The sequence below is a fragment of the Gordonia sp. GN26 genome, assembly GCF_054823965.1.
In genome coordinates this window covers 473-14,199 of record NZ_JSYC01000142.1, presented here as the reverse complement: position 1 = coordinate 14,199, position 13,727 = coordinate 473, and the positions used below count along the sequence as shown (strand labels likewise).

The window sequence follows — 13,727 nt, the reverse complement described above, 5'->3', positions numbered from 1 at the left end:
GACGGCGTGGGGGATCTGGTCGAGGACGTCGAGAACGGCGTGCACGTGGGCGGTTCCGACGCGACCGTCGGCGAACGCCTCGGCCAGGGCCGGGTGTGTGGGTTCGAGAGGTTGGCCGGTGGTGAAGTCGGGGTAGGTCGCGGTGGCCCGGGTTTGTTTGAGCCGCTTACCCGGGTAGGCCATGCGCAGTCGGAACTTCATGTAGTCGATCACGCTGCGGTATCCGGACTTACGCGGTAGGTCGCGTTGGTCGGCTTCCACGATCTGCTGGTTGCCGGTGTAAGTGAGTCGGGCGATGGCTCGTTCGATGCGAACGCCGGCATCGTCGACCTCGGCATCGGACAGCCGGCTGAAGCCTGCGTTCTGGAGCTTGTCGACGATCGTGTCGAGTTCGTCAAGCAGTACGGGCATCCGGGCAGGGGAGGTCTCGTCGACATCGCCGGTCGATGCGAAACTGGTCATGACGGTCACCCCCGATCTCGCTGTGCGAATATACGTTCGAATATACACCCAATATCTCTGCCACGCAGAAGGTTTCGGCCTCGGTGTGGAGTCCGAGGATTGTCGGTGGCGTCGTGTAGTGGGCCGCTTTCGACGATGGGCGCCCGGTGGGAAAAGGGCATCGGCGTCGGGTATCGGGCATTTACATGCGTGCAGCAGTGTCTTTCGCGGATACTGCTCCAATGTTGTTGCCCCGGCGAATCCTCGCTACCCGGACCAGGATCGGTGCCCTAGCTGTCGCGGTTCTCGCGTTGTCGGCGTTACTGGTCGCGACCCCCGGTACCGCCGATGCCGCGCCGAACTGGCGGTACACGATGGTGGCGTTCTCCAACACCAGCGCCAGTCACATGGACGTCTTCCAGTCCTCGGATGCGACCCGGTTCAAAGCCCTCCGATTCGGGGCGTATCGACCACCGTCGGGTCTGGTGCGTGATCCGAGCATCTACCGCAGCCCGGACGGGTGGTACTACGTCACCTACACCACCGGTTCGACGACGATCGGCTTTGCGCGGAGTCGCGACCGCGTCAACTGGAACTTCATGCACAACTACCCGGTGCCGCTGTGCTGCGCTTTCCTGCCCGGCACCGGCGACGGTTCGGGCTCGTCGGCCGGTTCACTGAGCTTCGGGTCGGCCGGTTCCAGTGACGGGCCGTCGTTGTCGCCGTTCACCACCAAAGCTTGGGCCCCGGAATGGTTCGTCGAGGGCGGTCGGGTGCACGTGATCCTGTCGATGTCGACCGGTGGCGGGTTCGTGCCGTACCTCATGACCGCGCTCGAGCCGGGACTCCGGCTGTGGAGTCCGCCCGTGCCGATTCTCGGTCTCCGTGCCGACCGCATCGACACCACGATCGTCAAGGTCGGCGGGACCTACCACGCCTTCACCAAGAACGAGACCAAGAAGGTCATCGAGCATGCGGTATCCGGGTCGCTGCTGGGGCCGTACCGATTCGTCCGGCCGGGGCCGTGGGGCCGCCTGGTCGAGGGCTCGGCCGTGGTGAAACTGCCGAACGGGAACTGGCGGCTCTACCTCGACGCCTACCGGGACCGGCGGTACTTCTACTCCGACAGCCGGGACGGCCTCTGGTCGTGGACGCCGTTGAAGGAGCTACCCGGACTGTCCGGCTCCGTGCGGCACTTCGGCGTTATCCGTGAGCCGGTCTAGATCTGCCGAGAAGCTCTCGGTCCGGCTGCCGGTCAGGCGCCTTCCGACAACTGCGACTTCACCTCGGGTTTGAGCACCTTCCCGACCTTCGACCGCGGGAGATCCGGCCAGACGTGCACCACCTTGGGTGTCTTGACGCTGCCGATGCGGGCCTTGACGAAGGCGATCACTTCCTGAGGGTCGACGGCCTGCCCGGCGCGAGCTTGGACGACTGCCTCGACCCGCTCTCCCCACTTCTCGTCCGGGCGGCCGATGACCGCGCAGTCCTGGATGTCGGGGTGCGCCAGCAGCGCCTGTTCGACCTCTACCGAATACACGTTGAAGCCGCCGGTGATGATCATGTCCTTGGCGCGGTCGACGATGAACAGGAAGCCGTCGTCGTCGAGGTAGCCGATGTCGCCGGTGTGGTGCCAGCCGAACTTCGACGCCTCGGCTGTGGCCTCCGCGTTCTGGTAGTAGCCAGGCGTGACCAGCGACGACCGGATGACGATCTCGCCTCGTTCGCCGCGGGGCAGGTGGTTGCCGTTGGTGTCCATGATGGCGAGGGTGACCAGGGGTGTCGGTCGTCCCGCCGACGAGAGTCGTTCGGTCGCAACCGAACCGTCCTGGCGGAAGTGATCGGCCGGGGACATCGTGGACACCATCATCGGTGCCTCGGTCTGCCCGAAGAGTTGCGCCATCACCGGTCCGATGCGGGTCAGGGCCTCCTCCAGCCGTGCCGGTGACATCGGCGCGGCGCCGTACCAGAAACATTGCAGCGCAGAGCAGTCCGTGTGCTCGAGCGACGGGGAGGCGAGCACCATGTACAGCAGGGTGGGTGGCAGGAAGGTGTGTGTCACCCGGTGTCGCTCCAGAAGTGACAAGAAATCCTCGACATCGGGCTTTCGCATGATGACGATCTCGCCGCCCAGGCACAGGATCGGGAAACACAGGACGCCGGCCGCGTGGGTGAGGGGAGCCAACGCCAGATAGACGGGACGACCGTCGAACGGATAGCTCATCAACGTCAGCGACGTCATCGTCTCCAGGTTGACCCCGGTGAGCATCACGCCTTTCGGAGTGCCGGTGGTGCCTCCGGTGCCCGCGATCATCGCCAGGTCGTCGACCGCGGCCACCGGGACACCGCCCCCGGAAACGGGTTCGCCTGCGGTGTCGATGAATTCCGTCCACGACAACGTGTCCGACGCCGGAGCGTCGTCGTCGAAGCACACCCACGTGTGGATTCGAGGCAGCGTGTCGCGGATGGACTCCACGAGCGGCTCGAACGACTTCTGATAAAGCAGGGCCACGCAGTCGAATCTGTCGAGCAGCGTGCGGTTCTCGGCCGCCTCGTTGCGCGGGTTGATCGGACACCAGACCGCACCCGCACGGCTGATGCCGAACACCGAACCGAACGCCGTCGGATCGTTCGCGGACAGGACGGCGACCTTGTCGCCGGGGCCGACGCCGCGTCGTGCCAGGGCGGACGCGACCAGCCGCGACAGATCGACCACCTCCGCGTATGTCAACGACACCCCGTCGGTGGTGAAGCAGGGCGCCGACGGGTCGAGCGACGCGCCCTTGTCGAGGAAGTCTGCGATCTGCATGCCGACCCCGCGTGCCTACGCGTTGATGGTGGTGATCGGATCCTGCACGAAGCCGAAAGCCTTGAGTACGCCGAACAGTTCGCGGTGACCGAAGGCCTGGCATCCGGAAGCCAATCCGGTGGCCAGCGGCGCCTTCTGGATCAGCGAATACGCCGCATACGCCTGCAGGAGTCCCGTCTGCTTGTAGTTGCAGTTGCCGTAGATGACCGTGTGCGCCCGCCCGAGCGGACCGGTCGCGTGCACCGAATCCACCGACCGGTTGATGCGCGTGTACTCGCGGGGCGGCATCTCGCTCATGACCGATGCCGCGACCTCCTGCAGTGCGACCAGGCGTTCGTCGGGCGCCATGTCCTTGGTGGCTTCCAGGGCGCCCGCGACGATCTGCGGCACGCCCTCCATCAACGGCTTGTTGAAGACGCCGCCGAGTGCGCGGACATTGGCCACGCGCGGATCGCGTCTGAACCACACCGGGTGCGACGTTCCGCCCCACGGAAGGGCAAGTGCGAGTTCGTGTTGCCCCGGGATCGCGAGGGTGTAGAGGCCCGCTTCCGGATCCCATTCGACGTAGTTGTTCTGCTCGAGGTAGTACGCCTTCGCCATCGCCGCGTTGACGAGGATGGTCTGGGTCGACGCGATCGTCGGGCTGCCACCCCAGAACACCGCGATGTCGAGAGTGTCCAGACCCGGGGTCTCCAAACAGATCTGAGCGGCAATCTCACCGGTCGTGTACATCTGGGCCAACCCGGGACACAGCAGCAGGCCGGCCGCGGCGAAGTCTGCGCCGTACTTCTCGTCCAGACTGATGAGCCAGTCCTGCTCGCCGGTGGTGTCCAGGTAGTGGACGCCGGCGGCAAGACAGGCCTGCACGACCTCATGGCCGTAGGTCGAGAACGGTCCGACGGTGTTGCAGACCACCGAGGCGCCCCGGAACAGCTCGGTGAGAGCCTCCACGGTGTGCTCCACCTCGGCGATCTCGAAGTCGGCGGTCTCGATACCCGGCACGTGCGCGGCCATCGCGTCGTCGAGTTTGGTCTTGCTACGCCCGGCGGCGAGGAACGGGACGTTGTATTCGCGCAGGTACTCACAGATGAGGCGGCCGGTGTATCCGGAGGCGCCGTAGACGATGGCGGGCTTGGCGGGCATGGGCGAGACCTTTCTGGGGGAGTGGATGGTTGGCCGGAAACGGACTACATGCCCATCCCGCCGTCCACCGGGAGTCCGGCTCCGGTGATGAACTTCGCGGCGTCGGAGGCGAGGAAGACGACCGCATCGGCCATGTCGTCGACCTGTCCGAGGCGTCCGCCCGGGGTGAGTTCGACGACCCCTGCCACTGCGGCCTCGGGGGATTCGAACAGACCGAGCTCGGCGACATCGTTGGCCAACCCTGCGCCCATCGCGGTCGGGACGAGTCCCGGGTAGATGCAGTTCACGCGCACGCCGTAGCCGAGCTTGCCCGACTCCATCGCGGCGACGCGGGTGAGTCGGTCGACGGCGGACTTGGTCGCCGAATAGACCGCAATGCCCGGGAAGGCGATGGTCGCGGCGACCGATGCGACGTTGATGATGGCGCCACCCTGACCGGCCGAACCGTCGGGGCGCATCGCCCGCAGCCCGTGTTTGATCCCGAGGGTGGTGCCGAGAATGTTGACGTCGAGCATCTTCCTGATCGCGTCGGGCTCGACGTCGACGAGCAGGCTGGTGATCTCGATGCCGGCGTTGTTCACGAGGATGTCCAGGCCGCCGATAGATGAGACGGTCGCGTCGATCGCCGACGCCCAGTTGGCGTCGTCGGTGACATCGAGTCGGGTGAACCCATGATCTGCACCGAGTGATGCAGCGACATCTTTCCCGCCGTCGGAGACGTCGGCGATCATCACCGTCGCACCCGCCGCCGCCAGCGCGCGTGCCATTCCTTCGCCGAGTCCTTGGGCACCGCCGGTGACGAGTGCCTTCCGGCCGGACAGGTCGATCGAGGTCATTCGGGCTCCTTCGCGATGGGTCTCACTACGGATGTGATGGGGATCACTCGACGAACTCAGCGTGCCGCTGCCCTTGACAGTTGTCAAGAGAAATTTGGACACTTGTCAAAACGCCGTTGGCTAAGGTCAACGGCGTGGCGTTTGCTGTGAGGCCGAGTGGAGGGGGTGTGGGGATGACTGATCCCGCCGTCCCGGGACCGGGCGTGGTTTCGCCCAAGCGCATCAGTCATGTCGACAAGTTCGAGAAGCGTCGCGGTGAACTCGCCGACGCGACCCTCGTGACCCTCGGTGAGCTGGGGTACGCCCGCACGAGCCTGCGCGAGATAGCCCAGAAGACCGAGTTCACCCACGGTCTGCTGCACTACTACTTCGCGGACAAGGTCGAGCTCATCACGTTCGGGGTGCGTCGATACAAGGAGAAGTGCGTCCGTCGATACGACGATGCGATCGCGCCGGCGACCACGCCCGAAGAACTCGCGGAGGCATTCGCCGGGGCGATGGCGGCGACCCTCGTCGGCGAAGCCCCGATGCATCGGCTCTGGTATGACCTGCGCACCCAATCGATGTTCGAGGAAGCCTTGCGCGACACCGTGATCGACCTCGACCGCCAGCTCGAGGCGATGATCTGGCGGGTTGTCCTCGCCTACTCGGAACTCGTGGGTCGCGCTCCGGTGGTCACCGAGTTCGGTGCGTACACACGATTCGACGGGCTCTTCGAGAACTGTCTGGTGAGGTACTGCGCCGGCGGCGAGGCGATACCGGAGACCCTTCGGGCTCAGGCGAAGGAACTGCTGGCCACGACGGTCGCGCGGCCCGACGACAGCTGATCGGCGTCCACGGCCTCGGTTCCTCGTCGCGCGACACGTTCGACGAAAAGCGTTGACGATCCATACTCGGGCGGTACTGTGTGGAACATCACATAGTGGCCGGAGGGATCGCCATGATAAATGCAGAGATCAACGCAATCCATCACAGCATTCAGGCGCTGCGCCATCAGCTGGTGACCCTGAAGGCTCGCTACGGTGACGCCGACAGTGTCCGCCGAATGGTCAACGACCTCGATCGACTCGACATCGATCTGCACGACTTCGAGCAGAATCCGCCGAAGTTGAAGCCGCAGCAGAAGCCGGGGCAGGACCGGGTCTATGTGCCGGACAGCAAGTCCGACGAGTCGGCGTGGCTCGGTGCCCAGGACGAAGGGCTCGGGTTCCACTCGCGTGAGCGGACGAAGTGAGCGCGCCCGCGGCTGAGCGGGATTCACTCGGGGTCTTCTCCCCGAGACGGGCGCGCCTGACGGCGCGCACTCTCCGGACGGACCGATGGTGGCTGTCGCCGTTGCTTACGGTGATCGGTCTCGCGGCGTTTGTCATCTATGCGACCGTGCGGTCGTTCATCCGGAGCGCCTACTACGTTGCGGATTATCACTACCTGACGCCGTTCTACTCGCCGTGTCTGAGCGAGTCGTGCGTCCCCGGGTCGAGCCATTTCGGCACGCCGTTCCCGGAACTCCCGATGTGGATTCCGTTGGCGTTTCTCACGTTGCCCTTTCTGCTCGGGTTCCGGTTGACCTGCTACTACTACCGCAAGGCCTACTACCGGTCGGTCTGGCTTTCGCCGCCGGCATGTGCGGTCGCCGAGCCCCACACGAAATACACGGGTGAGACTCGCCTGCCGCTGATCATCCAGAACTCGCACCGGTACTTCTTCTATGCGGCCGTGATCATCTCGGTGATCAACACCTACGACGTCATCGTCTCGTTCCACGCCAAGGACGGCGGTTTCGGCCTGGGACTGGGCAACGTGATCCTCGTGGTCAACGTGGTCCTGCTCTGGATCTACACCGTGTCCTGCCATTCGTGTCGGCACGTGACCGGCGGCCGGCTCAAGCATTTCTCGAAACATCCCGTGCGGTACTGGATCTGGACCCAGGTCTCCAAGCTGAACACCCGGCACATGCAATTCGCCTGGATCACGCTCGGCACACTCGTGCTCACCGATTTCTACATCATGCTGGTGGCCAGTAGCACGATCTCGGATCTGAGGTTCGTGGGTTGATCGATTGAGGGCGCAACGCCTGTTGTGCAACCGTTTTCAACGTTGGGAGTCGCGCTAGATGACCGAGCCGGAACGCTACAAGTACGACGTCGTGGTGATCGGTGCGGGTGGTGCCGGCCTGCGGGCGGTCATCGAGGCCCGCGAGAAGGGTTACTCGGTCGCGGTCGTGTGCAAGTCGCTGTTCGGCAAGGCGCACACTGTGATGGCCGAGGGCGGATGTGCGGCGTCGATGGGCAACGCGAACGCGAAGGACAACTGGGCGACCCACTTCCAGGACACGATGCGTGGCGGTAAGTTCCTGAACAACTGGCGCATGGCCGAACTGCATGCCAAGGAAGCACCCGACCGGGTGTGGGAACTGGAAACCTACGGGGCGCTGTTCGACCGGACAGCCGATGGTCGGATCGCCCAGCGCAACTTCGGCGGCCACACCTATCCGCGCCTCGCCCACGTCGGCGACCGGACCGGGCTCGAACTCATCCGGACCATGCAGCAGAAGATCGTGTCGCTCCAGCAGGAGGATTTTGCGGCCACCGGCGACTACGAGTCCCGGATCAAGGTGTTCGCCGAATGCACCATCACCGAGCTGCTCAAGGACGGCGACGCCATCGCGGGTGCGTTCGGGTACTGGCGTGAGTCGGGCCGGTTCATCGTGTTCGAGGCACCTGCGGTCGTTGTCGCCACCGGCGGTATCGGTAAGTCGTTCAAGGTCACATCGAATTCCTGGGAGTACACCGGTGACGGGCACGCGCTCGCACTACGCGCCGGCGCGAGCCTGATCAACATGGAGTTCGTCCAGTTCCACCCGACCGGGATGGTGTGGCCGCCCAGCGTGAAGGGCATTCTCGTCACCGAGGGCGTCCGCGGTGACGGCGGCGTCCTCAAGAACACCGACGGCAAGCGGTTCATGTTCGACTACATCCCGCCGGTGTTCAAAGGCCAGTATGCGGAGACGGAGAAGGAAGCCGACGAGTGGCTCGCCGACAACGACTCTGCCCGCCGCACACCGGATCTGCTCCCTCGCGACGAGGTCGCCCGCGCGATCAACGAGGAGGTCAAGGCCGGCCGCGGCACCGAGCACGGTGGCGTCTACCTCGACATCGCGTCCCGTATGCTGGCCGAGGAGATCATCCGGCGCCTGCCGTCGATGCATCACCAGTTCAAAGAGCTCGCCGACGTGGACATCACGAAGGAACCGATGGAGGTCGGCCCGACCTGCCATTACGTGATGGGTGGGATCGAGGTCGACCCCGACACCGCGGCGTCGCGGGTGCCCGGCCTGTTCGCCGCGGGCGAGTGTTCCGGCGGTATGCACGGGTCGAACCGGCTCGGCGGCAACTCGTTGTCCGACCTGCTGGTGTTCGGTCGACGAGCCGGGCTCGGCGCGGCGTCGTATGTCGAGTCGCTGGGCAATCGGCCCGAGATCGCGCAGGACGACATCGACCGGGCGGCGAAATATGCACTCTCGCCGTTCGATCCGCCTGCCGACGGCAAGCCGGAGAACCCCTACACGCTGCACATGGACCTGCAGCAGGCGATGAACGACCTGGTCGGCATCATCCGCAAGGAAGCGGAGATGCAGGAGGCACTCCGCGTGCTCTCCGACCTCCGCAACCGCCTCGGCGGCATGCAGGTCGAGGGTCACCGGCAGTTCAACCCGGGGTGGCACCTGGCGATCGACCTCCGGAACATGCTGCTGGTCAGCGAATGTGTCGCGAAGGCGGCACTGATGCGCACCGAGAGTCGCGGCGGGCACACCCGAGACGATCATCCGTCGATGGATTCGGCCTGGCGCAACACCCTGCTGGTCTGTACCGCCGACACGAGTACCGACTCCCCGGTACCGGAGGTCGAGGTCGTCAAGGAAGAGCAGGAGCCAATGCGTCCGGAACTGTTGGAGCTCTTCGAGTTCGAGGAGATCGAAAAGTACTACACCGCAGCCGAGATCGCCGGTCATCCCGGCGCCGGAGGCGAGCGAGCCGAGGGACAGTCGGAGGACTGACATGGGATACGACGCGAAGTTCCGAGTGTGGCGCGGCGACACCGAGGGCGGTGGGCTCGAGGACTACACGGTGCAGGCCAACGACGGTGAGGTGGTGCTCGACATCGTCCACCGTCTCCAGGCGACCCAGGCGCCCGACCTCGCCGTCCGCTGGAACTGCAAAGCCGGCAAGTGCGGGTCCTGTTCGGCTGAGGTGAACGGTCGTCCGAAGCTGCTCTGTATGACCCGGATGTCGACGTTCACCGAGGACGAGGTCATCACGGTGACCCCGATGCGCACGTTTCCGGTGATCCGCGACCTGGTCACCGACGTCTCGTTCAACTACCAGAAAGCCCGTGAGATCCCGGCCTTCGCCCCGCCACCTGATCTGGGGCCGGGGGAGTACCGCATGAAGCAGGTCGATGTGCAGCGCTCGCAGGAGTTCCGCAAATGCATCGAGTGCTTCCTCTGCCAGAACACCTGCCATGTCGTCCGCGACCACGAGGAGAACAAGGAAGCTTTCGCAGGCCCCCGCTATCTGATGCGGATCGCCGAGCTCGACATGCACCCCCTCGACACCGCCGAGCGTCGGGATACCGCTCAGAACGAACACGGGCTGGGGTTCTGCAACATCACCAAGTGCTGCTCCGACGTCTGCCCGGAGGACATCAAGATCACCGACAACGCGCTCATCCCCATGAAGGAACGGGTCGTCGACCGTAAGTACGACCCGCTGGTCTGGCTGGGGAACAAACTCTTCCGACGGTAGCGCCATCCTTCGCGCACCCGGCGATTCTGGGGTCCACTCCCCGACACCGATCGATCGACACCGCCGACGGCTCTCGACGAGCCGTCGCTACCGTCGTGCCTCCGGTGTGACCTGGTCGATGATTCATCAGCGGGCGAAACGGATATACGAGGTGTGTAGGGGTACCGACCAGGGGCCCATCAGGAGGGAGTCGGTACTTCGATGACAGTGAACCACCGCGTTGCCGCACGTAATCCAGAGCTCATATGAGGACGAGTGACGACGTTTCGGTTGACGGTCGGACCCTGCACTACGGCGAGTTCTACGGCGTCACCGATGCTCCGGTGGACGATGACCGAAAGCTTCTCGTCGTCTGGGGAAACTGCCAGGCCGAGGCGTTGCGGATCGTTCTGTCCAGCTCTCCGGATCTTCCGTTCCGTACCGTTCGCGTCCCACCGGTCCACGAACTCGAGAGTGCTGACGTGGCGCAGGTCGAGGACCTCGTCCGTCGAGCCGCGATCATCGTCTCCCAGCCGGTGCGTGCCGGGTACCGGGGATTTCCGATCGGTACCTCGGACCTGGCCGCGCGGGCGCCGTCGGCGTCCGTCATCGTCTGGCCGGTCATCCGCTACGGCGGGCTGTTCCCGTTCCAGGTGATCGCCCGACATCCCGCGCAGCCGTCCGCAGTGCCCGCTGCAGTTCCGTACCACGATCTGCGGACGGTCCTCGCGGTGAGAGCCGGTCGCGGCGGCCTCGACGAGTGGGACGTCGACGTGACCGCCGAACGCATCCGGGATGCAGCGCGATGGAGTGTGGACCAGCTCGAAATCCGTGAGCGTCGGCACTGTGACGTCGGGATCTCCGACGTACTGCTCGACCTCGGGGCCGACGCCGCCCACACGATCAATCACCCCGGGAACCGGGTGCTGCTCACCCTTGGCGGCCGAATCCTCGACTCGCTCGGGGCGTCCGCGCCGGTCCCACCCTCACGAGACCTCCTCGGCAACATCCGGGCGCCCCTGGAACAACGCGTGATCGACGCGCTGGGTTTCGACGCGAGTCCGCGGACGTCGTGGGAGGTCGACGGTACGGTGCTGACCGAGGATGACGTCCGCCGTCGCCAGATGCGCTGGTACGCCGACCATCCCGAGTTCATCGATGCAGTACTGGACCGATACGCCGACCTCATCGAGATCTTGGGCCTGTCATGACGGGATTGATCGGACATCTTCTGGTCGGACCCCGGTCACACGGTGTGGTGCGATATGCGCAATCGGTCTTCGATGCGGTGAAGGCGGAGAACGCGGATCATCGGCTATCGCACACTCACAGAGTCGGTGCCGGTGGCGCAGCGGGACTGGACGAGTGCGCCCTCGTGCACGTGCACGTGACCGATTGCCTTTTCGGGCGCACGCCACGGCGAGCCCGGGAGAACGTGCTCGCCATGATCGCGGCACTGGATCGGCCTGTCTCGGTGACCCTGCATGACCTGCCGCAACCCTCGGACGGTCCCGGGATGCAGGCGCGTGCCGACTTCTTCCGCGCGGTGGCGCGGGCCGCGACAGGTGTGATCGTGTCGAGTCACCACGAGGCGTCGCTCTTCGCCGAATACGTCGACGGGACGATCGGCGTCGAGGTCATACCACTGATGTTCGATACTGTCCGCGTGGACAAACCCTCGGACTCAGCGGAATTGACGGTTGGCGTCCTCGGCTACCTGTACCCCGGGAAGGGGCACATGGAGACGCTGCAGGCGATGTCCGATCTCGATCCGTCGATCGGCTTCGTCGCCCTCGGCACCCCGTCACCCGGCCACGAGGACCTGGCCGACGATCTCGGCAAGGTCGCCGCCGACATGGGCAGGCGGTGCACGGTCACCGGGTTCCTGAGCGATGACGAACTGTTTCGGGCATCGACTGCCGTCACGATTCCGGTCGCCTATCACCGGCACATGTCGGCATCCGGTTCGATCAACTCCTGGATCTCCGCCGGACGCCGACCACTGGTTCCGCGCACCGCCTACACCGACGAACTCGCCGCGCGTTCACCGGGTGTGCTGACGATGCACGAGAACAACGACGCCGCTCTGCGGAGTGCCATCGAAAGTGCGTTCGCGAATACCGCGAGCACCTGGATCGATTCGGCGGTGACGCCGTCACCCACGGCCGCCGATGTCGGCCGGGCTCACCAGCGACTGTTCCGGCGGTGGACTGCGTGAAGGCCATCAGGCTCGGCGACGGCCGGACCGTGGTGCCTGACAACCGCTGGGATCTGGTCGGTGAGGCTCCGACGACACCGCTGGTGAGTGTCGTGATTCCGTACTACAACCAACCCCACCAACTCGCGTTGGTCCTCGAGGCATTGACGGCCCAGACCCACCCACCGGATCGTCTGGAGGTGATCGTCGCCGACGATGGCTCGGCGTGCTCGCCGGAGGTGAGTGCGTGGACATCGCGACTCGATCTCACTGTGGTGACGCAGGAGGACAGGGGCTTTCGAGCGGCAGCCGCCCGCAATCTGGGCGTCGCGGCGTCGAGCGGTTCGGTCCTGTGTTTCCTCGACGCGGACACGGTTCCGACACCCGATTACATCCAGCAGGCGATCAGGCTGCCCGCCGCGGCGCCCGATGTACTCGTGGTCGGGCGGCGTAAACACGCCGACCTGAGCCGCGTCGCCCCGGACTCGGTGGCCGAGTGGCTGTCCGATCGACGCCCATTCGAACCCTCGCACAACTGCGAACCCGAATGGCTGGTGGACGCCTACGATCGCACGTCCAATCTTCTGACCCCGGGTTGGGACGGGTACAAGTACCTCATCAGTGCCGTGATGACCTGCAGCCGTGAGTTGTTCGACGACGCCGGGGGATTCGACCCGTCGTTCGTCCATTACGGCGGCGAGGACTGGGAGTTCGCGAACCGGGCCTTCATGATGGGCGCCGTGTTCGCGCACGAACCCGACGCCCTCGCCTGGCACGATGGTCCCGATTGGGCCGAACGTTCGGTGCCCGAACGGATCTCGGAGAAGAACACCGAAGCCCTCGCGCTCGCCCCGCTCATCACCGATCCGGCGGCCCGGACCGACGGGCTGCTGTACTCGATCCCGGACATCGTGGTGCTCGTGTCGACCGCGGGACACACCGCGGCATCGCTGATGCGTACCGTCGCCGGCGCGTTGCGCGGGAGGGACGCTGCTGTCTGGCTTGTCGGCGCCCAGGCCGACTCTCTGCTCACCCGACTGGGCGTTCACGACTCGCGAATCCGGGTCGGTGATCCGGACGCATCGACGCTGACGCGGTGCAGGTTCGTCGTCGAGGTCGCCGGGACCGTGGTCTTCTCCGCCGACTCGCTCGCGCTGCTCACGGCTCAGGTCGGCCCGGGGGATTGCGGCCAGGTGACCGTGGACTTCGACGGATCACCGGCAGCCTCGGTGACGGTCGCGTCGTCGCGTGCGCGGCACCGGGTCCGACGATGGGCGCCGCACACCGATATCGGCGCCGACAAGCTGCTCGACCGGTTGTTCGGGGCCCGGACGGTGCATCACGGCGAGGTCGGGATCGTCGTCGGCGACGACGAACCGGCGTTGTCCTGGTGAGCGTGTTCCGCCGGTGACTGGCACCGGCGAGCCTCACTTCGACATGCAGACTTCGATCGGAGTCTGCATCTCGGGATCGACGTCGACCGGTTCGGAAGTGGGGTTCCGATGACCTGGGATTTT

At 65.3% G+C, this 13,727-nt stretch carries 13 protein-coding genes; 9 read left to right on the top strand and 4 right to left on the bottom strand.

The window, feature by feature from the left end; all coding sequences use genetic code 11:
• On the bottom strand, nucleotides 1-462 hold a 462-nt coding region (locus tag OK17_RS20485), incomplete at its 3' end, for a nucleotidyltransferase family protein (protein ID WP_461418572.1).
• 221 nt (nucleotides 463-683) lie between these two features.
• Between OK17_RS20485 and OK17_RS20480 the strand changes: the two genes are divergently transcribed.
• A complete protein-coding gene (locus OK17_RS20480) occupies nucleotides 684-1,664 on the top strand; it encodes a glycoside hydrolase family 43 protein (protein WP_461418571.1) in 981 nt (326 codons plus the stop codon).
• 32 nt (nucleotides 1,665-1,696) lie between these two features.
• Here OK17_RS20480 and OK17_RS20475 read toward each other — a convergent pair whose 3' ends face one another.
• From OK17_RS20475 to OK17_RS20465, 3 genes are read right to left on the bottom strand one after another with little or no spacing between them, the layout of a single operon-like run.
• Nucleotides 1,697-3,250: an AMP-binding protein gene (locus OK17_RS20475; RefSeq protein WP_232717160.1), complete on the bottom strand. Its 1,554-nt coding sequence runs from the start codon at nucleotides 3,248-3,250 to the stop codon at nucleotides 1,697-1,699.
• Between the two features lie 15 nt (nucleotides 3,251-3,265).
• Nucleotides 3,266-4,393, bottom strand: coding sequence for a DUF5938 domain-containing protein (locus OK17_RS20470; protein ID WP_461418569.1), 1,128 nt, complete (start codon nucleotides 4,391-4,393; stop codon nucleotides 3,266-3,268).
• A gap of 44 nt (nucleotides 4,394-4,437) precedes the next feature.
• On the bottom strand, nucleotides 4,438-5,229 hold the full coding sequence (locus tag OK17_RS20465; protein ID WP_461418568.1) for an SDR family NAD(P)-dependent oxidoreductase: 792 nt from the start codon (nucleotides 5,227-5,229) through the stop codon (nucleotides 4,438-4,440).
• A gap of 173 nt (nucleotides 5,230-5,402) precedes the next feature.
• On the opposite strand from OK17_RS20465, the gene OK17_RS20460 reads away from it, so the two are divergent.
• The 8 genes from OK17_RS20460 (at nucleotide 5,403) to OK17_RS20425 (ending at nucleotide 13,604) form a co-directional block, all read left to right on the top strand.
• The gene (locus OK17_RS20460; protein ID WP_461418567.1) at nucleotides 5,403-6,056 is read left to right on the top strand and encodes a TetR/AcrR family transcriptional regulator; all 654 of its coding nucleotides are present in this window, start codon (nucleotides 5,403-5,405) and stop codon (nucleotides 6,054-6,056) included.
• Between the two features lie 113 nt (nucleotides 6,057-6,169).
• A complete protein-coding gene (locus tag OK17_RS20455; RefSeq protein ID WP_232717168.1) occupies nucleotides 6,170-6,463 on the top strand; it encodes a hypothetical protein in 294 nt (97 codons plus the stop codon).
• Entirely contained in the window at nucleotides 6,460-7,284 is an 825-nt protein-coding gene (locus tag OK17_RS20450) for a hypothetical protein (protein ID WP_232717170.1), read from the top strand. The genes OK17_RS20455 and OK17_RS20450 overlap by 4 nt, the downstream gene beginning before the upstream one ends.
• Nucleotides 7,285-7,342: 58 nt before the next feature.
• Nucleotides 7,343-9,286 (top strand): fumarate reductase/succinate dehydrogenase flavoprotein subunit, encoded by a 1,944-nt coding sequence (locus OK17_RS20445; protein ID WP_461418566.1) that lies wholly within the window; start codon nucleotides 7,343-7,345, stop codon nucleotides 9,284-9,286.
• A 1-nt stretch (nucleotide 9,287) separates the two neighbouring features.
• Nucleotides 9,288-10,034 (top strand): succinate dehydrogenase/fumarate reductase iron-sulfur subunit, encoded by a 747-nt coding sequence (locus OK17_RS20440; RefSeq protein ID WP_461418565.1) that lies wholly within the window; start codon nucleotides 9,288-9,290, stop codon nucleotides 10,032-10,034.
• A gap of 245 nt (nucleotides 10,035-10,279) precedes the next feature.
• On the top strand, nucleotides 10,280-11,224 hold the full coding sequence (locus tag OK17_RS20435; protein ID WP_461418563.1) for a WcbI family polysaccharide biosynthesis putative acetyltransferase: 945 nt from the start codon (nucleotides 10,280-10,282) through the stop codon (nucleotides 11,222-11,224).
• A 233-nt stretch (nucleotides 11,225-11,457) separates the two neighbouring features.
• Nucleotides 11,458-12,231, top strand: a complete 774-nt coding sequence (locus OK17_RS20430; protein ID WP_269784901.1) for a glycosyltransferase family protein — start codon at nucleotides 11,458-11,460, stop codon at nucleotides 12,229-12,231.
• Nucleotides 12,228-13,604: a glycosyltransferase gene (locus OK17_RS20425; protein ID WP_232717178.1), complete on the top strand. Its 1,377-nt coding sequence runs from the start codon at nucleotides 12,228-12,230 to the stop codon at nucleotides 13,602-13,604. The genes OK17_RS20430 and OK17_RS20425 overlap by 4 nt, the downstream gene beginning before the upstream one ends.
• Nucleotides 13,605-13,727 lie beyond the last annotated feature (123 nt).

Excerpts from the sequence above, each read along its gene's own strand:
- OK17_RS20480 (WP_461418571.1), top strand. The coding sequence starts at position 684 with ATGTTGTTGCCCCGGCGAATCCTCGCTACCCGGACCAGGATCGGTGCC.
- OK17_RS20475 (WP_232717160.1), bottom strand. The coding sequence starts at position 3,250 with ATGCAGATCGCAGACTTCCTCGACAAGGGCGCGTCGCTCGACCCGTCG.
- OK17_RS20470 (WP_461418569.1), bottom strand. The coding sequence starts at position 4,393 with ATGCCCGCCAAGCCCGCCATCGTCTACGGCGCCTCCGGATACACCGGC.
- OK17_RS20465 (WP_461418568.1), bottom strand. The coding sequence starts at position 5,229 with ATGACCTCGATCGACCTGTCCGGCCGGAAGGCACTCGTCACCGGCGGT.
- OK17_RS20460 (WP_461418567.1), top strand. The coding sequence starts at position 5,403 with ATGACTGATCCCGCCGTCCCGGGACCGGGCGTGGTTTCGCCCAAGCGC.
- OK17_RS20455 (WP_232717168.1), top strand. The coding sequence starts at position 6,170 with ATGATAAATGCAGAGATCAACGCAATCCATCACAGCATTCAGGCGCTG.
- OK17_RS20445 (WP_461418566.1), top strand. The coding sequence starts at position 7,343 with ATGACCGAGCCGGAACGCTACAAGTACGACGTCGTGGTGATCGGTGCG.
- OK17_RS20440 (WP_461418565.1), top strand. The coding sequence starts at position 9,288 with ATGGGATACGACGCGAAGTTCCGAGTGTGGCGCGGCGACACCGAGGGC.
- OK17_RS20435 (WP_461418563.1), top strand. The coding sequence starts at position 10,280 with ATGAGGACGAGTGACGACGTTTCGGTTGACGGTCGGACCCTGCACTAC.
- OK17_RS20430 (WP_269784901.1), top strand. The coding sequence starts at position 11,458 with ATGATCGCGGCACTGGATCGGCCTGTCTCGGTGACCCTGCATGACCTG.